This is a genomic window from Taibaiella chishuiensis (genome assembly GCF_003014535.1).
GTDB classification, from domain to species: domain Bacteria; phylum Bacteroidota; class Bacteroidia; order Chitinophagales; family Chitinophagaceae; genus Taibaiella; species Taibaiella chishuiensis.
Genome location: NZ_PYGD01000001.1, coordinates 864,610 through 889,589 on the forward strand (window position 1 = coordinate 864,610; position 24,980 = coordinate 889,589).

The 24,980-nt window shown below is 51.8% G+C and carries 22 protein-coding genes; 16 read left to right on the top strand and 6 right to left on the bottom strand.

The window, feature by feature from the left end:
- Positions 1-15 precede the first annotated feature (15 nt).
- Together B0I18_RS03605 and B0I18_RS03610 are read right to left on the bottom strand one after the other, a co-directional pair.
- Positions 16-792: an MBL fold metallo-hydrolase gene (locus tag B0I18_RS03605; protein WP_245882043.1), complete on the bottom strand. Its 777-nt coding sequence runs from the start codon at positions 790-792 to the stop codon at positions 16-18.
- Between the two features lie 2 nt (positions 793-794).
- Positions 795-1,103 (bottom strand): hypothetical protein, encoded by a 309-nt coding sequence (locus B0I18_RS03610; RefSeq protein ID WP_106521272.1) that lies wholly within the window; start codon positions 1,101-1,103, stop codon positions 795-797.
- An 86-nt stretch (positions 1,104-1,189) separates the two neighbouring features.
- On the opposite strand from B0I18_RS03610, the gene B0I18_RS03615 reads away from it, so the two are divergent.
- Positions 1,190-1,921, top strand: a complete 732-nt coding sequence (locus B0I18_RS03615; RefSeq protein ID WP_181358325.1) for an outer membrane beta-barrel protein — start codon at positions 1,190-1,192, stop codon at positions 1,919-1,921.
- Between the two features lie 63 nt (positions 1,922-1,984).
- Here B0I18_RS03615 and B0I18_RS03620 read toward each other — a convergent pair whose 3' ends face one another.
- Positions 1,985-7,102: an AAA domain-containing protein gene (locus B0I18_RS03620; protein WP_106521274.1), complete on the bottom strand. Its 5,118-nt coding sequence runs from the start codon at positions 7,100-7,102 to the stop codon at positions 1,985-1,987.
- The gene (locus B0I18_RS03625; protein ID WP_106521275.1) at positions 7,099-8,241 is read right to left on the bottom strand and encodes a M48 family metalloprotease; all 1,143 of its coding nucleotides are present in this window, start codon (positions 8,239-8,241) and stop codon (positions 7,099-7,101) included. Before B0I18_RS03625 ends, B0I18_RS03620 begins: the two co-directional genes overlap by 4 nt.
- A 238-nt stretch (positions 8,242-8,479) precedes the next feature.
- Between B0I18_RS03625 and ispG the strand changes: the two genes are divergently transcribed.
- The 13 genes from ispG to B0I18_RS03690 all read left to right on the top strand — a co-directional run bounded on the left by ispG (position 8,480) and on the right by B0I18_RS03690 (position 20,481).
- Positions 8,480-10,501, top strand: a complete 2,022-nt coding sequence (ispG, locus tag B0I18_RS03630) for a (E)-4-hydroxy-3-methylbut-2-enyl-diphosphate synthase (RefSeq protein WP_106521276.1) — start codon at positions 8,480-8,482, stop codon at positions 10,499-10,501.
- 179 nt (positions 10,502-10,680) lie between these two features.
- Positions 10,681-11,076, top strand: coding sequence for an SET domain-containing protein-lysine N-methyltransferase (locus B0I18_RS03635; RefSeq protein ID WP_106521277.1), 396 nt, complete (start codon positions 10,681-10,683; stop codon positions 11,074-11,076).
- A gap of 20 nt (positions 11,077-11,096) precedes the next feature.
- Positions 11,097-11,768, top strand: a complete 672-nt coding sequence (locus B0I18_RS03640) for a hypothetical protein (protein ID WP_146146644.1) — start codon at positions 11,097-11,099, stop codon at positions 11,766-11,768.
- 67 nt (positions 11,769-11,835) lie between these two features.
- The gene (locus B0I18_RS03645; protein WP_146146645.1) at positions 11,836-12,570 is read left to right on the top strand and encodes a hypothetical protein; all 735 of its coding nucleotides are present in this window, start codon (positions 11,836-11,838) and stop codon (positions 12,568-12,570) included.
- Positions 12,571-12,682: 112 nt separating this feature from the next.
- On the top strand, positions 12,683-13,330 hold the full coding sequence (locus tag B0I18_RS03650; RefSeq protein WP_106521280.1) for a hypothetical protein: 648 nt from the start codon (positions 12,683-12,685) through the stop codon (positions 13,328-13,330).
- 167 nt (positions 13,331-13,497) lie between these two features.
- Positions 13,498-14,229 carry a gliding motility-associated ABC transporter permease subunit GldF gene (gene gldF, locus B0I18_RS03655; protein WP_106521281.1) on the top strand — a complete coding sequence of 244 codons (732 nt, stop codon included), beginning with the start codon at positions 13,498-13,500 and terminating at the stop codon, positions 14,227-14,229.
- A gap of 17 nt (positions 14,230-14,246) precedes the next feature.
- Complete coding sequence (gene rsgA, locus B0I18_RS03660; RefSeq protein ID WP_106521282.1) at positions 14,247-15,161, top strand: ribosome small subunit-dependent GTPase A; 915 nt, start codon at positions 14,247-14,249, stop codon at positions 15,159-15,161.
- Positions 15,162-15,231: 70 nt separating this feature from the next.
- Positions 15,232-15,888, top strand: coding sequence for an SCO family protein (locus tag B0I18_RS03665; protein ID WP_181358326.1), 657 nt, complete (start codon positions 15,232-15,234; stop codon positions 15,886-15,888).
- A gap of 20 nt (positions 15,889-15,908) precedes the next feature.
- Entirely contained in the window at positions 15,909-16,268 is a 360-nt protein-coding gene (locus B0I18_RS03670; RefSeq protein ID WP_106521284.1) for a nucleotide pyrophosphohydrolase, read from the top strand.
- Positions 16,269-16,340: 72 nt separating this feature from the next.
- A complete protein-coding gene (locus B0I18_RS03675) occupies positions 16,341-16,937 on the top strand; it encodes a hypothetical protein (RefSeq protein WP_106521285.1) in 597 nt (198 codons plus the stop codon).
- A gap of 98 nt (positions 16,938-17,035) precedes the next feature.
- Positions 17,036-17,809, top strand: coding sequence for an enoyl-CoA hydratase/isomerase family protein (locus B0I18_RS03680; RefSeq protein ID WP_106521286.1), 774 nt, complete (start codon positions 17,036-17,038; stop codon positions 17,807-17,809).
- A 64-nt stretch (positions 17,810-17,873) separates the two neighbouring features.
- Positions 17,874-18,422, top strand: coding sequence for a translation initiation factor IF-3 (infC, locus tag B0I18_RS03685; RefSeq protein ID WP_106521287.1), 549 nt, complete (start codon positions 17,874-17,876; stop codon positions 18,420-18,422).
- Positions 18,423-19,374: 952 nt separating this feature from the next.
- The gene (locus tag B0I18_RS03690; protein WP_106521288.1) at positions 19,375-20,481 is read left to right on the top strand and encodes a hypothetical protein; all 1,107 of its coding nucleotides are present in this window, start codon (positions 19,375-19,377) and stop codon (positions 20,479-20,481) included.
- On the opposite strand, the gene miaA is transcribed toward B0I18_RS03690, so the two are convergent.
- Both miaA and B0I18_RS03700 read right to left on the bottom strand, forming a co-directional pair.
- The gene (gene miaA / locus B0I18_RS03695) at positions 20,478-21,392 is read right to left on the bottom strand and encodes a tRNA (adenosine(37)-N6)-dimethylallyltransferase MiaA (protein WP_106521289.1); all 915 of its coding nucleotides are present in this window, start codon (positions 21,390-21,392) and stop codon (positions 20,478-20,480) included. The genes B0I18_RS03690 and miaA overlap by 4 nt on opposite strands.
- A 79-nt stretch (positions 21,393-21,471) precedes the next feature.
- Complete coding sequence (locus B0I18_RS03700) at positions 21,472-22,056, bottom strand: IS1096 element passenger TnpR family protein (RefSeq protein ID WP_106521290.1); 585 nt, start codon at positions 22,054-22,056, stop codon at positions 21,472-21,474.
- Between the two features lie 169 nt (positions 22,057-22,225).
- Between B0I18_RS03700 and B0I18_RS03705 the strand changes: the two genes are divergently transcribed.
- Both B0I18_RS03705 and B0I18_RS03710 read left to right on the top strand, forming a co-directional pair.
- Positions 22,226-22,561, top strand: a complete 336-nt coding sequence (locus tag B0I18_RS03705; RefSeq protein WP_146146646.1) for a hypothetical protein — start codon at positions 22,226-22,228, stop codon at positions 22,559-22,561.
- Between the two features lie 102 nt (positions 22,562-22,663).
- Positions 22,664-24,970: a TonB-dependent receptor gene (locus B0I18_RS03710; RefSeq protein WP_245882068.1), complete on the top strand. Its 2,307-nt coding sequence runs from the start codon at positions 22,664-22,666 to the stop codon at positions 24,968-24,970.
- Positions 24,971-24,980 lie beyond the last annotated feature (10 nt).

Consider the following 24,980-nt stretch of genomic DNA (forward strand, 5'->3'; position numbering starts at 1 on the left):
ATTAGGGGTTTATCGTTAAGCCTTTTCGTCGATATCGAGTACCAACCCGTCGTATGCCATAAACATGCCATCGGGCAGGCCGGCTTCGATTTCGGTATGCAGGCCCAGCTGGTGGCTGGCATGGGTAAAATAAGTGCGTTCGGCGCCTATGTCGCGGGCTATGGCTATGGCCTCTTCCAGCGTAAAGTGAGAGATGTGGGTCTCGTGCCGCAAGGCATTCAGTACCAGGAAACGGCTGCCCCGTATTTTATCCATCTCTTCGGGCGCTATATAGTTGGCGTCGGTAATATAGGTAAAGTCGCCGATGCGGTAACCGTACACATCGAGTTTGTAGTGGAGTACTTTTACCGGTATAAAGTCCAGGTCGCCGATGATAAAAGGCGCGCCGGTCATAGGACGTATGTTGAGTACGGGTATACCGGGATAGCTAACGCCGCTGAAGGCATAATGAAATTCGCGGCGCAGTATCTCTTCTGCATTGGGATCGGCGTATAGGTCTATGCCCTCGTTCTGCCAGTAATTGTAGGCCCGTACATCATCCAGCCCGGCCACATGGTCTTTATGACCGTGGGTAAACACGATGGCATCGATGCGGGGTACCCTGGCGCGCAGCATCTGGTAGCGGAAGTCGGGGCCGGCATCGATTACGACGCTGGTCTCCTCCGACTGCACCCAGATAGCGGAACGCAGCCGGTTATCCCTCGGATCTTTGGAACTGCATACCGCACAGGTACAACCTATAAAAGGAACCCCCTGCGAAGTGCCGGTTCCCAGAAATGTGATCTTTGCCACGCTTAAATGTCGATTTGGGTTTGAATGGATTGACTGCCTTCGGTGCCGGGGTTCTCGATCAGTTGCCGGTACCATTTCTGCATTTCCCCGCTCAGCTCCTCCTCATTGACCACGAGCGTGGGTAATATTTCGATCAACGCATTGATGCGGCCTTCCACATTGAGGAAGCGGTTGATTACCGCGATCCGGCGATCTTCGAGCACACAAAAGCCGGAATTGAAATTTCCCTTTTCGTACCGCACACGGTAACGGGCTTCTTCGAAAAGCTGTTCCAGTTTTTTTAGTGTGTTTGGTGTATATTTGAAGCTCATTTTTACGTTTATTTTGAATTAAGGCTGGGCGCGTTTTACAGGCAACCGGGTCATTACATTAACATTTTTGTCTTATGCCTCCGTTTATGGATTCGTCAGAACAGCATGGTATCCCGGTATTTCCAGCCCGAATATGGGCTAAAATTAGTAAAATAGCCGCAATCGTAACGATACTATTATCCACAGCCACTGCCAGGACCGTTGCGCAGGCCTATAACGAAGAATACAACAATTTTGTTGCCGGCCTGGTTGGCGGCCTCAATTTTACCCAGGTCGACGGCGACGGTTACCGCGGTTATAGCAAAATCGGCTTTAACGGCGGCGGTATCATCTATCTGCCTTTCGGTTATATGGAAAATATGCCGCTCGATGGTACCCTGGCCCTCAGCCTGGAGGTTTCCTTTACCCAGAAGGGATCCAAGGGCAAAACACCGATTCCCAATACCGGCGTACTGAGCCAGGACATTAACCTGCAATACGCCGAAGTGCCCATCCAGCTTAACTTTTACCGGGGTTCAAGAAAAACAGGCTTCGGGGCCGGCTTTTCGGTGGGTTACCTGGCTTCCAGCGAAGAGCTGATCGATAACGGCGGCGGCGTGATCCTGAAAAATGCATTGCCCTTCCGGAAGTTCGATTTCAATTTTGTACTGACCGGCAATGTACACTTGTATAAAGGATTCTTCCTCAGTCCGCGCTTCCAGTACTCGCTGGTTTCGATCCGTAACAACAACAGTATGTACGGCGGGCGCAACGAGCAATTCAACAACGTGGTTTCCTTACGCCTCATGTACCTCGTTAAAAGAAGGGGAGAGGAGTAGCGCGGAGTTAATATTACGACTATTATAACAAGGGGACGGATATCATTTCCGTCCCCTTATGTTTTAACCGGCGGCAAGCGCCTGTAACAATAGTTTTTTAACCGCATCCTGCCGGTAGATCCAGTCGCGGGTTTGTACCCGCTGCACCTTCCAGCCAAAGCTGCGCATAACGGCCGGGCGTTGTACATACTGTTCCAATACGTTGCTGTTGCTGTAATGCCGGGCATCGTCGAGCAATATACCCAGGCGGAACTCCTGGTCGCCTTCTTTTCTTACCGCCAGGCTGCATTTAAACATCGACTGTCCTACACCGGCCGATACCAGCCAGCCCTGCTCCTGCAGGAAGGCCGCGATCTGGCTGCAGACCAGCAATTGTTCCGCCTCGCCATCGATGGCCTGGTGTTTCGTATTATGAAGACTGTTCAATACCTGGGCCGCCTGTTCTACCGCGCCATTGCTGATATGTTCGGCATACTGCAGGTAACGGGCAAAGTAACGGGCGCCCTCGTTGTACTGGTTTTTGATATCGGTATGTTTGATACTACTTACGACCACTACGTGATTCTTGGCTCTCGAAAAGATAACATTGAGCCTCTTTTCACCGCCCTTTCGGTTGATGGGACCGAAGTTCATGTACATTTTGCCCTGGGCATTGTAACCATAACAGGTGCTGATGATAATGATGTCCCGTTCCTCGCCCTGCACATTCTCCAGGTTCTTGACGAAGAGGCCGGTAAAGTGGCCTTCGTCGGTGCGTTGGTATTCTTGTTCCACCAGGGTGTCAAACTGCGGATCTTCCTGTTGCAGGCGGTAAAGGGCATCTTCGATCTGGCCCTGCTGTTCCATGCTGAAGGCCACGATGCCTATGGTATTGCCCGATTGGCGTAACAACAGGCTGCGTACCAGTGTCGCTATGTATGCTGCTTCCTCTGCATTTTTCCGTTCATCGTAAAGGCCTTTGGGCAGGTAGTGATAGCTTATACTACGTTCGAACACGGCTTCCAGCTGCGCTTCTGCAGGATCATGTACGATAATTTCGGGCCGGGCGGTAGCAAACATTTTACGGTCGGGAATGGTCAGTAGCTCACCCTTATAAAAGGCAGCATTGGAATAGCTGATCAGCGACTCGTTGCGGCTGCGGTAATGCCAGCCCAGCATTACATGTTCCAGTTTGCGCGCACCCTGGGTCAGCAGGCTGTCGGCGTCCAGCGAGATCGGCTCTTCCGCTGCGCCGGCTTCGGGCAGGTTCAGGTCGTCGGGATCGGCATTGCCGGTATTAAAGAAATTGGTAGGCGGCATCTGCATTTCATCGCCCACGATAATACTCTTGCCCGCCCGGAACATAGGCGGGATGCCCTCTTCGAGCGTGATCTGCGAGGCTTCGTCAAAAATAACGACGTCGAAATAAGTGTTGGCCAGGGGCAGGGCATCGCTTACGCTCAGTGGGCTCATCAGCCATACCGGCTTGATCTCGCGCAGCACGGTACCGGTATCGCCGTCGGCCAGTTCACGAATGCTTTTATAACGGCGTGTTTTGCCAAACTCATGCTCCAATACCCGCCTGCCGTTGTTATAGATCTTCTTCAGTTCTTTTTCCTCGGGTGTCAATACGGCTGCGCTCTTTTCGGTAAGCAGCAGCTTTTCCCGGAAGGCGGCGCGGTGATGCGCCCTGATATAACGGGCATTGATGCCGAGCAGGTCCTGGTAGCGGCTTTCGATATTGGCGGTTAGCTCGTCTACCAGTTGCGTGGTTAGTTTTTCTGTTGCGGCATATTGCCGGTACAATTGTTGCAGGGTGTTTTCAAGCAGCAGCAGCTCAAGGTCGTCCGGTGTTATGGCCTGCCCGCGTACGATACGTTGCAGCTCCGGGTCTGCGAGGTCCAGTTGCTCGAGGTAATGCAGCAATGCAGGCAGCTGGCCCAGGTTGCCGATCAGAGCCTGTACCTGTTGCTGCAGGGTTTCGAGTATAGTATCCTGTTGGCCGGTCCAGGTATACGACAGGATCTGTTCTGCTTCGGCGAGTGGCTGTGCCTTGCTGCCCAGCCGCAAAACCAGGTCGGGATGCTCTTTCCAGGTTTTGATCCTTTGCCGCGATTGCTCGTCCTGGCGGGCGCGGAAGGCAGTGATCCTGGCCCAGTCGGCTTCCAGGTCCTGCAGGCCGAAGCGTTCGAGCGTATCGGTTTCGGCCCCGGTATATTCGTGTTGCAGGCGGTATTCTTCCAGCAGGTTTTTAAGTACGGTGCTGTATGCCGGCGGTACCTGGTGCGCCGAAAAGTTGTAATGACTACGGATTACCTTTTTAACCCTGCGCCAGGTGCCGCTCAGGAATTTGAAGAAGGAGTGCTCCAGCCGTTCAACCTGTTCCAGCGCGGTTTTGAGCTCCTGCTCCGGTAAGCGCGCAGTCCAGGCCTGGTTTTGCTGCCGGGCCTCTTCCAGTTTTTTCCGGAGCTGGCCCAGTTGCCGGATACGGCTGTTGAGCTCGCGGCTCTGGCTGTCTTTTTCATCCAGCAGGCGAAGGTTATCGTTTTGTGCGAATAGCTGTAACTGCTCCGCCTCACCGATAATCTGTTTCAGGGCGGAGAGTTCCAACGCCGGTATATCGGCGCCGGTTGCGCAAAGGCCTTCCAGCAAGGCGGCAAGCTGCTGCAGTTTAAGGCCCACTTCAGAAAGCGTCAGGCGCCGGATGCGTGTGGCTGCAGTATTGAAATGCCTTGCAGGATGCTGTGCCAGGGTCGCGTAAGGACCATCCTGTTGCAACTGCGTGGTAAGTTTACGGATCATGTCGCCCGAGTCGAGCCATGCCTTGTAAGCGGGTAGCAGCGGCATATTCAGCGGGTGCTCCGTTGTTGCGGACAACGCTTCTTTTAATTGCAGCAGGCGGTTCCATAACTGGTATACCGGTTTGCCGGCGGTTTCGAAGGCATGTCCTGCAAAATGGTGGAGCTCTTCCAGCAGGCCCAGGTCGGCCTGCAGCGCGGCTATTGCGGCATAACGTTCCCGGGTTACGAGATCGGCCGGCGGCTCCTGTTCGAGATAGCGTTCGTAGGTGGCTTTCAGGTCGGCGATCATATTCTTTTTATCGCCCTGGCTATCGTGTATGAGGCAGCACATATCGTGCAGGCCACGGCTCTGCAGGCGGTGGTACACCACTTCTACCGCCGCCATTTTTTCGCATACGAACAATACCTTTTTGCCATTGGCAATAAAGTCGGCGACCAGGTTGGTAATGGTCTGCGATTTGCCTGTGCCCGGCGGGCCCTGGATGATATAACTTTTATGGCCGCGCGAACGTACCACGGAATGAAGCTGCGTAGGGTCGGCAGGCACAACGGTATACTGCTGGGAAAGCCCGGTGCCGTTCAGGGGTTTGTCTTCGGCTATTTTCCGTACTTCTTCAGAAAACAGCTGGTCGAAGATGTGTTGCCCGGCGCCGGTTTCGAGGGCTTCGTTATAATCGCGTACCAGCGACATTTTACGGTAGTTAAAGTTGCCCAGTACAACATGGCAAAGGTCAAACTCCCAATGGTAGGGATTCCCGGGACCTTCGTCGAGCACATAGGTATCCTTTACCTCGGTAAGATGGCGTGCTCCGGGCCGGGCCGGTGTATCGCCGATAATGTGTTCGAGGTAACTGTCGCCGGGGGTAATATAATTGCGGAAAAGCTGGAGTCCCAGCGGTTGAAAGTTGTCCGCATCATAACTGTAGTCGAGGTGACTGTAACGCTGCATGCCGCGTTGCCGCTGTCTGATACGCTGGGCATAAGTACTGGCGGTACGTTGGGCAATATTATGGATCAGCCGTATGCGCGGCTTATCGACCAGCGCGATACGGATGCCTTGCCGCGCCAGTAGGATCTGCTCCTGCAATAACTGGTAAAAAGCAGTCAGGTCGGTCGTTTCGAGGTCTATACGCTCCGGCAGTTTTATGCCGTAGGTTTCGTCGAGCATATACCGCAGTATGGGGTTGATCTCGGCCTCGGTATCTTCAAACTCCAGGATATAATCGTCGTCCTTGCGCAAGCTTTTTTTCTTTTTCAGGTTGGCTGGTATCAGTACAAGCGGCGTGGATATGCGTTCCTTTTCGTCTTCCTTTAGGTTGTACCAATGCAGGAAGGCAACGGCCAGGCGCAGCTGGCTCATGCCATATTCGTTAATGTCTTTCTGGGTTTCCAGTCTTATCTTATCGAGCGCCGGTATGCTGTAGGGATTTTCATCGGCCCGGAGGTATACATTCAGGTGCAGGTCCTGGGCCTTGCTTACCTTTTTCGATATGGCTTCCTGCCAGTAGAAAAGATGTTCGGGTTTTACATAGTCCAGGTTGAGCGATAAAGGGAAAGAGGCTACCGTCAGGTTCAGGAAGCGCATATTGCTTTTGAAGTAAAGCATGCGGTTGCGCCTGCTGGTGTCGAACAGCCTGCTGCGCAGTTTTTGCAGTACTACCTTACGCCGGTCGGCCAGCGGCGCATGCCGGTAAGCCTCGATCGTGGTCAGGTCTATCGCTTGTTCGGGGTTATAATCCCTGAAGTTTTTCAGTTTGCCGATCGCTTCCTGCAGGTCGCGGCAGCGCATATTGCGGTCCAGTTCGGTCATTTCCTCCACCAGGTTGGCGATAGAGGGGTGCAGCCGGTTGTTGAGCTGCATCAGCGCCGTACGGTGGTATACAAATTTGCGGCAGTCTTCGGTATCATAGAGATTAAGCCCGGTGGCAACACTCGCCAGGATAAGCCCCAGCCAATAGATGTCGGTCAGTGCATCATGATGACCCAGTACGGCCTCATAACTCCGGTAGCCGGTCAGGTATACGGGCCGGCTGATGGCCTCAGCGTCCACGTCTTCGCTTTCGAGCAATAGCGAATCTTCGATGTCGGTATTGCCGGCGTCGGTATCGGTACGGGCTACCTTACGGCCTGTAATATGCAGCGCTTTATTACGGTCGTCGTCGAGCGCAGCCAGGGCCGCAGGGTTGTAAACGGGGGCGAGTATAAAGGTTTCGTCGATATCCAGGCAGCCACCGGTAACCAGTAGTGTGTCGAAACGCTGCAGGGACGCCACTTTGCCGCTGGTATGAAAACCGGCTACTTCTTCCATCAGTGGTAACATAACCGATACCAGCTGATCGTTGCCCGGGAAACCTTGTTGTATTATCGTGTCGAGATAAGTTTCAAATTGATTACGCATCATACCATCCTTATTTTCTTAAATCGTTCCTTGTATTGCTTATCGCTCAGTTTAAGTTCTTTTTTCAGCACTGCTGCGAGGTTATTGCTTATGCCTGCCGTTCCGGCCAATACAAACGCGGCTTCCAGTACGGGTTCCTCTGTTTCTTTATCGGCAAAGGCAAAGTCGGCGAGCACATAAGCCAGGTAATCCTTACAGGCAGGGCTGCTCAGGGCAGGAGGCAAGGCCTCTGCGGCGCCTGCATGCCCCGGTTTTTCGCCGGGAAAGTATTCGTTGAACAGCTGCAGGAGACTGGGTGTGTGTAAGGCTTCATCCCGGAGCAACTGGTCGAGGCAGGTGCGGGTATACGCCGCCAGCGCCTCCTGCGCAAAAACATCGAGCAGGTGCAGGTCGGCAGGGCCTTCTATTACCGGGCGGATCTGCTCCTGCCAGCTGGCGGCATCGGTAGCCTGCAGGTCCAGGGCATAAGCGCGTATAAACATTTCGGGATGGGTTTGCTGCCCGGTTACTACGGTATCCTGCCCAAATATTTCGCGGGCCTGCCGGATATACCCTGCGGCCGAAACCTGCTCCAGGCCGGAGGCCATCTTGACCAGTGCGGCTACGGCGGCATGACTGTCGCCGGTTACTTTAAGCGCCATACTATCGCAAAACAGTTCGGTATAGAGATCGAACAGCCTTGCCGTTTCGAGGTAAGTATTGCCCGCACCGGGTTGGCAGGACAGTGCATTCAGTATCTTATTGCTGATATTGTAATCCTCCTGGTTAAACAACAGCACATGGCCCAGTTCGTGCCCCAGTACGGCAAGTAGTTCTTCCCTGCTCAGTAGTTTAAGGGCCTGGCCCGAAAATACGATGTGGACCGCATCGGGCAGGGTGTATACTGCGGCATTGAGGGCATCGTTGTCCATCTGCTGGTAAAGGGTGATCTGCTGCCCGATACCCAGTGCTGCTGCAGCCTCATGGGCCGCCGCATACAGGGCAGGATCCGATTCGGGACTGAGCCGGTAGGTGGTTTTGAGCAATTCCTGCTGAACCGGGGAAGGGTCTGTGCTGCCGGCAGGGGAGGCAAAGTATTGCCAGAGCCGTGTTTTTGCCTTGAAAAAAGCAGCAACACGTTCATGGTACGATAATATTTGCATGGTGCAATATCAGGATTTCTTAATACAATACCGGTCCGGCTGCTATTACCCTGTCGGGAAGGGATATAACCACGGTACAAACCGCTGCCGGAAAGGATAATTAACCCAAAAATAGGAGAATTAGCCATAATGTATTTCTTAACTTTGCGGTTCGTTCCCTTACCCCGTAAAAGAACGAACCGGCCGGCAGGAATACGAATCGTGGGTCCGGCACGTTATAATCATCTCATCTGAGTATATGCAAGACTACGCGGCGTCGCTTACGCAATATAAAAGACTTAAGACCAGGGCAGTGAATGTAGGTGGTTTGCTGATCGGCGATTTTAACCCGATCCGTTTGCAAACCATGACCACTACCGATACCATGGATACCGAAGGTACCGTGGCACAAACCATACGTTGTATCGAAGCGGGGGCGGAACTGGTCCGCATCACGGCGCCTTCTAAAAAAGAAGCCGAGAACCTGCTCCTTATTAAAAACGAACTGAACCGCAGGGGCTATCATGTACCCCTCGTGGCCGATATACACTTTACCCCCAATGCCGCAGAGATCGCTGCCCGTATTATCGAAAAGGTGAGGGTGAACCCGGGCAACTATGTCGACAAAAAGAAATTTGAACAGATTGACTATACCGATGCCGAATACCTCGAAGAGATCGAAAGGATCAGGGAACGGTTTACGCCCCTGGTAAAGATCTGTAAGGAATACGGTACGGCCATGCGTATCGGTACCAATCACGGTTCGCTGAGCGACCGTATTATGAGCCGCTACGGCGATACGCATATCGGCATGGTCGAAAGCGCCATGGAGTTTCTGCGTATTGCACGCGACCAGAACTACCACAACATCGTGCTGAGCATGAAGGCCAGCAACCCGCAGGTAATGGTACAGGCCTATCGCCTGCTTACCTCGACCATGTACAACGAGTTTGGCGAGTGCTACCCGCTGCACCTGGGTGTAACGGAAGCGGGCGATGGCGAGGACGGGCGCGTTAAAAGCGCCGTGGGTATGGGGACCCTGCTGGAAGACGGTATCGGCGACACGGTACGCGTAAGCCTGACCGAGGAACCCGAACTGGAAATACCGGTATGCCGCGACCTGGTGAAACGGTATACCCATGCCTGCGACCGGGAGGAGGAGGTGCCCTTTACCGGGAGCCCCATCGTACTGCGCAGTACGCCCACTTTTACCGTAGATAACATGGGCACCGGGCATGTGCCGGTGGTGATCGCCGACCTGAGCAAACTGCCCGAAATTACGCCGGTATCGCTCGAGCGGATCGGGTATACCTATGATGCAGCAACCGATAAATGGAGCATCAGCGATACGGCAGCCGATTATGTATTTACCGGCAAGGAGCCGCTTGGCTTTGCCCTGCCGGGTATGCTCAAAGTAATTACCTGGCCGGCCTACTGGATGCTGGCTACGGATAAGACCAAATACTTCCCGCTGTTTAGCGATACCGAATACCTGGAGACCACCGAAAAAAGCGATACGATCAATTTCGTGATGGTCGACTGTTTTAACGAAGCAGACCGGGACAAAGACCTGGCTTACCTCGAAACGCTGGGCCGCGACAAGACCGCGGTGCTTTGCCTGAACAGCACCAATACCAATGCCATGCAAAGCGTGCGGCGCATGTACAGCGTGCTGGCCGAAAAACAAGTGGGTAACCCTACGATCCTCATGACTGGCAGCAGTTGGGCTACGGCCGATGAGCACCTGATCCATTATGCCACCGAAGCGGGCGCCCTGCTGCTCGACGGGCATGGCAACGGCGTGTGCTTCGGCATGAAGCAAGAGGCCTACGATGCCTTTGCCGCCTCCTTTTCGCAGGAAACCCTGAACGGGCGCAACTACAATACCAATACCAGCATCGAACAATTTGTCAATGCAACGGCGTTCTCTATTTTACAGGCAACCCGTACCCGCATTTCCAAAACCGAATATATTTCCTGCCCGAGCTGCGGCCGTACCCTGTTCGACCTGCAGGAAACCACAGCCAAAATACGGAGCCGTACCCACCATTTAAAAGGCGTGAAGATCGCTATTATGGGCTGTATCGTAAACGGGCCGGGCGAAATGGCGGATGCCGATTTTGGTTATGTAGGCAGCGGTGTGGGTAAAATAACCCTGTACAAAGGTAAAGACGTGGTGAAAAAAGGTGTGGACAGCGAGATTGCGGTAGATGAACTGATTGCCCTGCTGAAGGAGAACGGCGCCTGGGTAGAGCCTTCCACCCAGCCGCAAACGGCCTGAGGACAACATTGTCGCGAATCGCGTTGTGCGTAGCGGTATAATAACTCCTTATTATTTTTTAGCGCGATCGGGCAGGCAGACCTGTTTTGTGCCCGCAAGGCGCAGTGGTCCGTTGCCCCGCTCAAAGGTCCTGCCGGCAACACCTTGCGGGCAGGGTATTAATATATTATAGAAAAGATATGCAGATCAAAATCGCGCACTGTCTCTTTGTCGACGAAACACCGGGTAAAGGACGCGGTGTTTTTACCCGTGAAGATATCCCCCCAATGAAAACAATAGAAACATCGTCTGTATTGGTGATGGATGCCGCGGCAAGAAAACTGCTCGACCAGACTACCCTGCACGACTACATATTTGAGTGGGGGAGCGACGAAGACCAGTGTTGCGTGGCCTGGGGCTACATTTCCCTGTATAATCATAGCTACGAAGCCAATTGCGAATACTTTATGGACTTCGAACAGAACCTGATCACCGTAAAAACGATGCGTAAGGTATTGCAGGGCGAGGAGCTGACCATCAACTATAACGGCGACTGGAACGACAGCAAGCCGGTATGGTTCGAGACACGCGATTAAAAAATTAAGGTACCATGTATATGATAAGGAAAACCGCATTACTGTTATTGTTGTCCGGCTGTCTGGCCCAATCTGCACAGGCCCGGCTGGACGACGAGGCGAAAGAAATGCCGCAGCCTGCTGCCCCGGAGGCCGATGCAGGCGCTAACGTAGTGCGTATCGCTCCCCTCACGGCGATGGATATCGGCTACGGCTTCGGGCTGAGCTACGAACGTCTTCTGGGTAGCGAACAACGGGTCGGACTTATATTCCCGGTATCGATGTTGCTGGAAAAAAGGCCGGTGCCCTCGGATGCCGGCAAGACCACCAATACTTATTTCTACTTTACCCCGGGTGTTAAGATCTATCCTTTCGGCCAGCGCCGTATTACCTATGCCGTAGGCCCATCCCTGATGTTTGGTTACGGTGAGAATGCCGACCGCTTCGGGTATTATTTCCAGAATAATGGCACCACGGTACAGGAAGATGTACTGCTGCGGAAGTTCCGTCTGGGTTTTATCGTCAATAACTACCTCAGTTTCCGGGTTACACGGGCCCTGCAGATCGGCTTCGAAGGGGGTATCGGTATGCGTTACCTCGATCGCGAAACCTTCAACTCACCCGGCGCTTATCTCGGTTCGGAAAGGGTGCAGTTCCGCAATGGCTTTAATATTACCGGGCAGTTTTCCATGACCCTGGGTCTTAAATTTTAAAATAATAAGGTTACGGTAGCTGCCGTTAACCCTAATACTACATCTGCCAAACCAGAAAAATATCTTTATGATGCGAAAGATTGCATTAGCCCTTGTATGTTGTTGCCTGCTTAGTACTTCCCTGTTGGCGCAAAACCGCGACTTCCGGCGTGAAAGAGAAGAGCTTGACCGTGCCGAACGCGCCGAAAAACGCCGCTTAAAAAGAGAAGGGTATATGGGCCGCCCCAAAGTGGACTATGGTTCCAATATCCTGCGCCTGTCGCCGATAACGGCTATGGATATCGGCGTGGGGTTCGGCCTTAGCTACGAGCGCATTTTCGGCCAGGAGCAAATGATCGGTATCGTAATACCGGCTGCACTGATCCTGCAGGATAAAGCAGACGGCTATAATCCGATCAACGGCACTTATAATAACGACGTGCGTTATAACGCCTATTTTTATTTTACACCCGGTCTTAAGATCTATCCTTTTGGCCAACGCCGGGTAACCTATGCCGTAGGCCCCAGCCTTATGTTTATGTATGGCGGTGGTAAAGAATGGGTGAGCGATTACGACTCCAATACCGGGGTGACCACGTTCCGCGAATCGGAAATGACCCGCACCCGTTTCGGTATGCTGGTCAATAACTACGTTAATTTCCAGATCACACCGGCCTTTAACCTGGGGCTCGAACTGGGTCTGGGTATGCGCTATTACGATAAAGAAAGCCGTACCAACACTTTTTATAACTATGGCGGAAGCTACAACAATGGCTTCGACGTAACCGGGCAGTTTTCGATGACCCTCGGTTACCGCTTCTGACCGGCTGCGATACCGGATTAAAACGGCATCCCTGTATTTTTACAGGAATGCCGTTTTTTTTATACGATTTAAAATGAACATGCGTTAGATATGCAGCAACCCTATCCTGTATATGATCCTGAAAACGGAATCTTTCCTGTCGGCAATCCTATTGCTGATGCATACCCCTGCGGCCCGCGCCGGCAGCCGCATTGCGGCCGACTCCAGCACGGGCGCCGACCCGCATTATGGCGCCCATATCCTGTCGGTAATGCCACTTATGGCCATGGACTACCGCCTGGGTATTGGCATGAGTTACGAACAGTTGCTGGGCAAAGCACAACGGGTCGGGATGATACTGCAGGGAACCCTTATGCTGAACGGATACGAAAGACCCGGCTACCGCTACAATAAAAACAACCCGCATTATCCGGCATATTATTTTACCCCTGGTATCAAGATCTATCCCTTTGGTCAACGCCGCGCCACGTATGCTTTCGGACCTTCGTTCATGCTTTGTTACGGCAAGGAAAAAAACGAATGGTACCACGATTATCCCATTGAGGGCACCACGGTATCCTGGATGAAAATGGCGGCCATGTTCAGTAACTATGCCAATTTCCAGGTCACCCCCTGGTTCAGCCTCGGGCTGGAGATCGGGCTGGGCATCCGTTTTATCGACCGGCAAACCTACCTGGAGCCGGGTACGCCCGAACTGCATACCAGCGAGCGGGCCAAACCTACGGGGCGTTTCGGGCTTAGCCTTGGCTGCCGGTTCTGACGCGGGCCAGGCCGGCCGGCTTGCAACCGGGTGCCGGTAAGGGGCCCTGGTCCTACCATTTCTGCGATCTTTCGGCCCAGGGGCATGCAAGATGCAGGAGAATAAAGTACATTTGCCTTCCGGAGTGGTAAAGCCACCCGGGTTAAAACCAGATTTACAGGGTTATCATGCGCAGTATTTACTTTAAGGAACTTAAATCTTTTCTCAGCTCTATAGCGGGCTATGTGGTACTCCTGGTATTCCTGGTGGCTTCGGGCTTGTTTATGTGGGTATTGCCCGATACCAATATCCTCGACTACGGTTATGCTTCGCTGGAGCAGTTTTTCAGCATAGCGCCCTGGCTGTTGTTGTTCCTCATCCCGGCGGTAACCATGCGGTCGCTGGCCGACGAGTTCCGGGGCGGGACTATGGAATGGCTGGCTACCAAGCCGCTCAGTCTCCGGCAGATCGTACTGGGCAAGTTCTTTGCTGCGCTTAGCCTGGTCGTTATTGCCCTGCTGCCTACTTTAATCTACCTGTTCAGCATTCATTGGCTGGCTATGGACGATGCTGCGCTCGACAGCGGCGGCATTATCGGATCGTATATCGGGCTGTTGTTCCTGGCTGCGGCCTTTACCGCCATCGGTATTTTCTGCTCGGCGCTTACCGATAACCAGATCATCGCCTTCCTGTCGTCGCTGTTCCTGTGTTTCCTGCTGTTCAGCGGTTTCGAAGCCCTGAGCCGTATTACCGCCTTCCGCGGCGGGGCCGATTACTACCTTGGGCTTATCGGTATCGATTATCATTACAGCAGTATGAGCCGTGGCGTGATCGACACCCGCGACCTGGTTTATTTCCTCTCACTTATCATCTTATTCATTGCGCTTACCCGGCTTACGCTCCAGCGGAAAAGAGGTTAGGCAAATAATTTACCGTATTGATCGCGACCATATATAAATCCACCGGCAGCTTTTACCTGGCTTACGATGAGGCCGGCACCAAATGGAGTTGCCGCGTAAGAGGTAAGCTGAAGATCGATAACGCCATCTCGTCGACCAACCCGATTGCCGTGGGCGACCAGGTACAATTGCAGGCCGAAGACGAGGGCGAACGTACCGCCGTGATCAGTGCCATTCTCGACCGGCATAATTATATGGTGCGTACTTCGCCGCATAACCGGCACCAGAAGCATATCGTAGCGGCCAACCTGGACCAGGCCCTGCTCGTGGCCACCATTCGCGAGCCCCGTACCTCGCAGGGATTTATAGACCGCTTCCTGCTTACGGCCGAAGCCTACCATATACCTGCCATTATCGTATTCAACAAGGCCGATCTGCTCGAAGGCGACTACTACGAAGAGTGGCAGCGCCGCAAGGAAATATTCGAGGCCATAGGTTACAAAACCTTTACGGCTACGGCCATACAGGGCGAAGGGCTCGACGCGCTCCGCCAGCAACTTAAAGATAAAACCACCCTGTTCAGCGGGCACTCCGGTGTAGGCAAAAGCACCCTGATCAATAATTTTATACCACACCAGAACCTGAGGGTACAGGAGGTGTCGGGCTGGAGCGGGAAAGGGCAGCATACCACCACCTTTGCCGAAATGTTCGACCTGCCCGGTGGCGGCCGCATTATTGATACGCCCGGGGTTAAGGAGTTTGGTATCGTGGATATGGAAGCCGACGAACTTTCGCATTATTTTCCCGAAATGCGCGACCGGATACACGACTGCCGGTTCAACAACTGCATCCATATCAACGAGCCGGGCTGTGCCGTAAAAGAAGCCGTGGCCGCCGGCGAGGTAAGCCGCGAACGCTACGACAGCTATGTCGCCATCCTGGAAAGCCTTTAGCTTAACATACACTTACCAAATAAATCCTCCCTTCGGGCTTACCTTTGCGGTTCTTTATCTGGTTTTTGAAATGAAAAAGCAACGTATTACCGTATTTTTAGTTACATTTTTTATACTGCTCTCCGCCGGTTTTTCTTTTTACTACTACAGCCAGAGCAAGCAGATGAAAAAGCCTGAAATCGCGATTACCGGTCAGCCCGGACAGGCTATCCGGCCCTTTGCTTTTATCAACCAGGAAGGCGATACCATTACCAATAAAAATATCAAGGATAAGATCGTTGTGGTCGAATACTTCTTTACCACCTGTAAAAGCATTTGTCCGAAGATGAATGAAAACATGGCAAAGGTGTACCAGGCGTTCCGCAGCGACGACGATGTGGTGATCCTGTCGCATACGGTAGATCCTAAAAATGATACCGTAGCCGCCATGAAGGCCTACAGCCTGCGTTTCGACGCCGATCCCAAACGCTGGATGTTCCTTACCGGCGATAAAAAAGCCCTGTACGACCAGGCCCGCTACAGCTACAACATTACCGCGGTAGAAGAAGATACCGTCGATATCCAATCCGACTTTATCCATACCAATGTGTTTGTACTGGTGGACAAACAAGGCCGCCTGAGAATGCGCCTGAATAAAGAAGGCAACCCCGAAGCCTATGACGGTACCAGCGAAAAGTCGGTAGCGCAGATGATCGAGGATATCAAAATACTCGACGCCGAAAAATAAATTCTATAACCTTCTTCCCTATGCCCGAAGCCGGATTAACCTTAGCACAGGCCCAGCAACAAGTAGACGAATGGATCAGGACGATAGGGGTGCGCTACTTCGAACCCCTGACCAACCTGGGCATCCTGATGGAAGAAACCGGCGAACTGGCCCGGCTTATGGTACGCCGCTACGGCGAACAATCCTTTAAAAAGAACGAACAGGAGCAGGACCTCGGCGACGAAATGGCCGATGTGCTCTGGGTACTGTTATGCCTCGCCAACCAGTGCGATATCGACCTGACGGCTGCACTCCGCAAGAACTTTGACAAAAAGACCGGCCGGGATGCCGACCGCCATCGTAACAACGATAAGCTGCAAACGCCCGGCGCCGGGAAATAAGTATTTCATAGCATCGTAACAGCATAGAGATTAAACTATTCTCTATCTTTACCGTCTAAAAACGCACCAACTATGAAAAACAAATTATTATTCCTCTTTGCAGTGATCGGCCTGTGGACGGTACAAACCGTTTCCGCACAAAAAATAAAAGTGATCTCCGGCAGTACCGATGTGATAAAGGGTGTGGCGAAAATGAATGTAACCTTCGACTACAGCCAGATGAGCGTAGGTAAGTTCGACCAGGAAGCCGATTATATTGCCAAGAAAAAAGCAGAATACAATAAAAAGGAAGCCGGTAAAGGCGAGGCCTGGGAGAAAGACTGGGTCGGCGACCGTACCGAACGGTATGCACCCCAGTTCAAAGAGTTGTTCAACAAGAGCAGCGATGTGTTGAAAGTGGGTGATTACCCTTCCGAAAAATATACTATGATTGTGAAGACGACCCGTACCGAGCCGGGGTATAACATTGCCATTTCCCGGAAAAATGCGGAAATAGCCGGCGAAATACAGGTTGTGGAAACGGCAAACCCAGGGAATATTGTCCTGAAGTTGTCTTTTGATAAAGCGTTGGGCCGTAGCTTCGGTGGTTATGATTACGATACCGGTTTCCGCATCCAGGAGGCTTATGCCGACCTGGGTAAGGCCCTGGGAAAATACATGAGCAAATAGTCTTTTTTTATGGAACCGGGGATCTTTAAAAAAAGGTGCCTGATTTCTTTAAATCTTGTTTTACTTTTACGCACTCAAAAAAATAGCAGAATAACACTATGACAACCAAACATCCTGAAGGATATGTACATACTTCCATTGAAAATGGAATCGGGAAAATCGAATTTTATCACCCCTCCAGCAATTCCCTGCCCGGAGCGATACTGACCGATCTGGCACATGCCATTAATGATGTGGGTACTGACGAGCGTGCAAAAGTGATTGTGCTGCAAAGCGCAGGCGAGCGTTCTTTTTGCGCCGGCGCTTCATTCGACGAGCTGATCGCGATCAGCAACGAAGTCGAGGGTCATAAGTTTTTCAGCGGTTTTGCACTGGTTATCAATGCCATGCGCAAATGCCACAAGTTTATCATTGCAAGAGTACAGGGTAAGGCCGTAGGTGGCGGCGTAGGTATCATTTCTGCTGCAGATTACGCAATTGCGGTCGATACGGCTTCCATCAAACTGAGCGAACTGGCCGTAGGTATCGGTCCCTTCGTGGTAGGACCTGCCGTAGAGCGCAAAATAGGCGTTTCGGCTTTCTCTCAACTGGCGATCGACGCTACCGAGTGGCGCAGCGCCGACTGGGCCCGTAAACGCGGCCTGTACTCCGAGATCCATACCGACATTGCAAGCACGGACGAAGCGGTATCTGTACTGGCCAACAAGCTGGCACACGCTAATCCCGAAGCCATGACCCAATTGAAAAAAGTTTTCTGGGAAGGCACAGAGAACTGGGATGAGTTGCTGACCAAACGCGCAGCGATCAGCGGTAAGCTGGTACTGAGCGAGTTTACACGGAATGCAATCCATTCATTTAAGAAAAAAAGCTAATTTTTATAATTTGATTTTAGTTTAAAGCCTATCTTTGCTATAATATTTAACACTAAAACATTTAATGCAGAAAAGAGTAAAACCCAGGTTGCCAATCAAAAGAGAGGCGGAACACCGTATTAATCAACACATTAGAGCCACCCAGGTACGTGTAGTAGGAGAGAACATCGAACCCGGCGTTTATTCGCTGGAAGAAGCACGCCGTATGGCCGAAGAGCTGGAAGTGGACCTGGTGGAGATTTCACCCAACGCGGACCCGCCCGTTTGTCGCCTGGTTGACTATAACAAGTTCCTCTACGAAAAGAAGAAAAAAGATAAAGAGCAAAAAGCCAAAGCTAAACAAACCGAGGTAAAAGAGATTCGCTTTACACCGAATACCGATGACCACGACTTTGATTTTAAAGCCAAACACGCAGAAAAGTTCCTGCAGGAAGGTAATAAAGTAAAATGCTTTGTTCAGTTTAAAGGACGTTCCATCCTGTTCCAGGACAGGGGGCAGTTATTACTGCTTAAATTCGCGGAACGCCTTACAGAATGGGGATCGCTGGAGTCTATGCCTAAAATGGAAGGTCGTAGAATGTTAGCGATGTTCACACCGAAGAAGAAGAAATAATTCTTCGTTTTAGTAGGGCAATGTTGTCTTAACATTACCTTATTAAAAAAAAATTTTTACGGATAAATATTTTGCCGTAATTTTACACTTTGTTTTCATGGTGATAGGGTTTATAGGGGCTGGCTCATTCTTGGGCCGGCTTTCTTTTTTTATACCCGGCCCATTCCGCACCGGGTGACTTTCTCTTCTCTCTCTTTTTCTCTTCTTTGCGCCAGCATCTTGCTCAGCTATGCTGATAAAATTCCTTTTCGCTTAGCTATTCGTTGCGGCTCACTACGAATTTACCTGGCCTGGCAGCTGCTGCTATTTGCAGCAATGGAATATGATTTTTCCCGCAGCGACACGGCGATGTAGCGAACCTTTAAAAAATTCAGGTAAGTTTCGTCGCGACTGCTACTGTAAAAGGCGTTTTAATCAGGCTTATAGCTCTGCCCCGGGATCGGTAGTGATAAGTGTTTGATGCTATTTATTGCTGTTGTTGCCTGACTTCCACAAGGTCCCTTTGCAGGAGACCCTGTGGGGACATCTAAAATCCCTTTTTTCGCTGCGATCGCTGCGCCACTGTGTGCCTTTAAATAGAACCAACCGAATATCATCCGCAGTAACACTTGCTGGAGCGGCTGCGGAAGGCATCTTTGTTATTCGTAGCGGCTCGCTACGAATTTACCTGGCCTGGCAGCTGCTACTATTTGCAGCAATGGAATGCGAGTTTTTTTCTCGCAGCGAATGCTATTGCGCCTTGGGATCTTAAAAGATCGACCTGGAAATCAAGGACGAAGCAAACCTGCCTGCCACACCGCCCCGGCCGTATCAGTCCGCTAAATGGACCGCCTCCTGCCCTAATAACCTCCGTTTAGCATAATTTACGTTTAAATGATTTCAGTTCCTTAGATCGAATGTGTATTTTTATCGCATGAAGCAATCTTTACTCCTGATAATTTTATTGGCGTTTATGGGTATACAGGCTGAGGCGCAGCCTTTATCCGCTTATACCAGTTTCCAGAACCAGTTTATGGTATGGGACAATGGAATGATCCGTAAAGTTGAATATCTCGTGCCGCTGCAGGTAGGGATCGGGCGCAGCGCAATTCCCTATATCGATAACTCCCGCAACTTTAAAATATACTACCAGGGGGCTTCCCGCAAGGTTAACGACGGCTTTACACAGGCATTCCAGGTTACTGACAATATTGTAACCTACCAGAACTCCAAAGCCCTGTTTGTATGGGAAAGAGGCAATACCACCAACCTGTCGAAATATTGCGAACAATTTTATATCGGCGATAGTCTCGTGGTGTTCTTCGATGGGGTACAGCGCGAGTTCAGGGCTTATTACGACGGACGGATCTTCCCGATCGAGGGTTTCCTGGCGGGCAACAGCGTTTCCAATATATTCGATACCAGCACCACGTCTATCCGCAACAGCATGGATATCTCTTCCGGCCAGCTACCCAGCATAAAAGTGTCGGATAATATTGCCGCCTATGTTAATTACGCCAACCAGTTCCGTATTTTTTACCACGGCGAAATCGTAGAGCAGGAAAACTACCTCGTAAACAGTTTTGATGTGGGGCGCAACAATGTGGCCTATGTGGACGCCAACCGGGAATTTAAAATTTTCAGTAACGGTAAAACGACCACCATCGATAACTTCCCTCCGTATACTTATACCGCCGGCGACAACGTGGTGGCCTATGTCGGGTATGATAATTATTTCAAGATCTATTATAACGACTCCCTGTACACGATCGGTTATTTTCAGCCCGACTTCGTGGTAAAAGATAACGTAGTGGCCTTCCAGGATGCTACCGGGTATTTCAAGGTGTTTTATAAAGGACAGATTTATACCCTCGAAAGCTATTATCCTACCGACTTTAAGGCGGGTTACAACTCGGTGGCCTATGTAAACCGTGCCAATGTGCTGCGTTTGTTTACCGAAGGCGACATATACGATGTTACCAATGCCGATGTCGCCACCTGGCGTCTCGATTACGACGTAATACAGTATCGCTTCGGGGCCAATATGTTCAAGGTATTCTACAAGGGGAAAACGTATTAACCCGTACCCAGCTGTTGTTTGATATAGCGAATAATGCCGGCCGTGTCTGATGGGGCAAACCATTGGTAGTCCTTGTCTTTACGGAACCAGGTAAGTTGGCGTTTGGCATAGTTCCGGCTATGCTGTTTTACCAATTCTATCCCTTTTTCGAGGCTTATATGGCCGTCGAGCCAGTCGAAAAGTTCGCTGTAGCCCACGGTCTGCAGATTTTTGAGCTGCCGTTGGGGATATAATCCCCGGACTTCGTCCAGCAGCCCGGCGTCCACCATCTGGTCTACACGCTGGTTGATGCGTTCGTAAAGCAATTCGCGGGGCAGCTCCAGCGCGATCTTAATGATGCGGAAAGGGCGCTCCTTGATCCTGCCGCTCCGGTACTGCATAATCGACTGCCCGGTTGTCCGTTTAAAAGCCAGGGCCCTGATCAGCCTGGCGGGGTTTTGCTGTTCGGCTGCGGTATAAAACTCGGGGTCCTCGCGCTGTACCTGCTCCTGCAGCCAGCAGATACCCCGTTCGTCTGCTTTGGCTTGCAGGGCCTGTTCTATGGCGCGGTCGCTCTCCGGCATTTCGTCTATACCTTCACATAATGCTTTAATGTAGAGGCCCGTGCCCCCGCATACTACAGCAGTATCGTGCTGCCGTAAAATACCGTCGGCGTAGGCCAGCGCCAGCCGCTCGTAGTCGGCGGCGTTCAATGCTTCGGTAATGCTGTGGGAGTCTATAAAGTAGTGGGGCACCCGGGCAAGTTCCCCCGCATCGGGTTTAGCCGTGCCGATGCTCATTTCGCGGTAGCACTGCCGCGAATCTGCCGAAATGATATCGGTGCCAAAATGTTGCGCTACCTGTATGGCAACGGCAGTTTTGCCCACCGCGGTAGGCCCGGCAATAACGATAAGGTGCCCGGGTTGGGACATAAGAGGGGATAAAAAATAAAAAGGAGCAGGCAAATTGCAATGCACTGCTCCCGGTATGTAAAAAGAGGTATTTAAACTATTAATAATCTTCGTTGCCGCTATCGCCGCCTTCATCGCCGGCAAAACCGCTGCTGTCGCTTTCTCCTTCCTCGTCATCGCCCTCGTTGCCAAAGCCCTCGGCCATATCCTCGTTGCTCAGGTCGTACTTTTCTTCGATCTCCAGCAGGCGTTCGTTGGCCAGTCCTTTTACACCGGTCTGGGCAGGGGCTACACCTTCTTTCTTTACGCAAAGCGGGTATTCCTTTTTGCTGTCTTCATCCTTCTCTACCCCGATCAGTTCCACCAGGAACGTCCATTTTTTTACCGGGTCGTAGGTATAGATAAATTTCTTGTCGGGGTTATCTACCAGCGCCGACACCGGCGTCTTGATCATAGCTAAAGCCGGGGCATCCTTTTTATTGACAAGCACTTCGGAGGATATTTCTCTTCCCCTCAGCCACTTATCATTGCTTTCAAAAAAAGATGCGGCATGTTTATTATCGAACTCGAACGATTTTAAAATACTCTCGTGAAAAGCGTGGAATGTTTGGCCGGTTTGCAAAACAATATCTCGGTAAATATTATCATCATCCTCCCAGTAAACCCTGAATTTAAGTAACGGCATGGTCGTTTTGTTTTCAGCAACAAAAGTAATGATTATTTGATAGAATGGCGGTCTAATTGCCTTTGCTTCCCCGGGTGCTGTCGCGGGCTTCCAAGTTTTTATTTCGTTAATTTTATTGCTACTGAGTTGCATTTGAATAAATACTGTAGCTTTGCAGCCTGCAGCCTTTATGTTGAAGCGGATCGGAAATATCATTACTTACCTCACGCTGGTATCCTTACTATTGCTGAACGGCACTGCGCACGAATTCGTGCACTCTTTTGCCGGGCACGAGGATACCATCGACTGTACCACGAGGTCGCATTCCGATCACCATGCAGCATTCGAGCCGGAACACCATCACTGCGATTTTCTTGATCTGGTCGTTCCGGTATTTACGGCTTCCTTCTTTACTTTCGAACTCCATACGCAACTGCTGCATCCCGATTACTTCGTATTACCGGAGTACAGCTGCTTTACGCGTGATATCGTCCATACCACCTCCCGTGGTCCTCCTGCCTGCTGAATGGTTTTGAACATTACAGCCTGCTGGTCTTAAGACCGGCAAGGTAGCTGTGTATACAGCAAGGAACCACAAATTTTCTATTTAATGTACTTTTTGAAACAAGTGGCAACACTGGCGGTTGCTGCATGCGGTATCGTTCCGTGCACTGCCCTGGCGCAGCAGCAGGAATGTAACGGCCGCCTGCATGTACTCGTATTGGAAGCGCAGACTGGCGAAGTATTGCCGGGGGCGCTCGTAAGCATAGGCGAGCGGCAATCGATCAGCGACGAAAACGGCCTGAGCCAGCTCGAAGGGCTTTGCCCGGGCCAGCAGCACCTGCATGTGCAGGAACTCGGTTATGTAACGATCGATCGCGATATCAGCTTTGCGGCGGGCGATACCCTGCGTATCAGCCTCAGGTCGGCGGGCAAAACGCTGGATGCTGTCGAAATACTCGATCATAAGCAGGCCCTGAATACCACCACATCGGTAACCACCCTGCATGCCGAGGACCTGGATAAGCTGAAAGGCAATAACCTGGCCAATGTACTGAAAGCAATACCGGGCGTGACCATGATCCAGACCGGGGCTACGATTGCCAAACCCGTTATCAACGGGCAATACAGCAACCGTATCCTGATCCTGAACAACGGCATACGCCAGGAAGGCCAGCAATGGGGCTCGGAACATGCGCCCGAAATCGATCCTTTTATCGCGCAGAACATCAGCGTGGTGAAAGGTGCGGAGGCGATCCGTTACGGCGCCGATGCGATGGGGGGCGTGGTCATTATCGAGCCGCCGGCATTGCCTGCAGACAGTACCATACATGGCGAGCTCAACCTGGTAGGCGCCTCCAACGGCCGGTCGGGCACAGCTTCGGGCATGTTAAGCGGTAACTTTAAAAAAGTACCGGCTCTGGCCTGGCGCGTGCAGGGCACAGCCAAACAGAGCGGCGATTTCAGAACCGCCGATTATTTTCTCGAAAATACCGGCGCCAAAGAGCTGAACTACTCGGCCGCACTGGGGTATACTAAGGAGCACTTCGGACTGGGGGCCTTTTACAGTCACTTCAATACGAAGCTGGGCATCTTTAACGGATCGCATATCGGTAGTACCGACGATCTTAACGCTGCCCTGGCTCATGGTACGCCTTTTATATACCGCCCGTTTTCCTACGCGATCAATGCGCCGCGGCAGGAAGTGATCCACGACCTGCTAAAACTCAATGCACATGTACACCTGAACGACTACCTGCATCTTAACGTGCAGTACGGTTTTCAGCGCGACAGCCGTAAGGAATTCGATATACGCAGGGGCGGGCGCACCAGCCTGCCTTCGCAGGACCTGAGCCTGTATACCCAGACCCTGAATATCGCTATGGAGTACTTTAACGGTACCCACTGGAAAGCGACCTTCGGCCTGGATGGCCTGTACCAGAACAACGAGAATGTACCCGGAACCCTGACGGTGCCTATTATCCCTGATTATATAGCCAAAGGAGCCGGGGCACATGCCATAGGCCGCTACCTGCACGACAACTACGAGCTGGAGGCCGGGCTGCGGTACGATTATAAAAGAGTAGATGCTGCGGGTTATAACCGGGACCAGGACCTGTACGGTGATACGCGCACCTTTCACAATGTGACGAGCAGCCTCGGGGCAGTATGGCATGCCAGCCGGGAGCTGGATCTGCGCACAAACATCGGTACGGCGTTTCGCCCGGCCACCGTCAACGAACTGTTCAGCAACGGTATTCACCAATCGGTTAATGCCTGGGAACAGGGCGACAGCACATTGGTATCGGAAAAGAGCCTGAAATGGATCAGTTCCCTGCAGTACAATAATGCACCGGGCTGGCTATCGGTGCTCCTGGATGTATATGCCAATTACTTTAATAATTATATCTACCTGGACCCTACCGGCACGGTACATGAAAGCCTGAGCGGTGCGTTCCCGGTTTACAAACAAAGACAGGTCAATGCCCGTTTCCTGGGCGCCGACCTGACGGCAAACCTACGTTTTGCGAAGCATTTCGAATACACGCTTAAAGGCTCGGTAGTTCGGGCTAAGAATACGACCGACAACGCATTCCTGCCCATGGTACCGGCCGACCGGCTGGAGCAGGCCCTGCAATACAAATACGATCCGCTGCCTTTCCTGCATGAGTCTTACCTGCAGCTGGCCCACGTATATGTGGCCCGGCAAAACCGGTATGACATGGCCAGCGAAATAGCGCCGCCGCCAGATGCTTACCACTTGCTCAACCTGAACATAGGTACCAGGCTGGCCTGGGGCAAGCAAAGCCTGAATGTAAACTTCGCAGTCGAAAACCTTACCAATACCCTGTATAAAGACTACCTGAACCGCTTCCGGTACTTTGCGCACGACCTGGGCAGGAACTTCGTACTGCGGCTTACCTACAGGATATAAGCAACCCCGC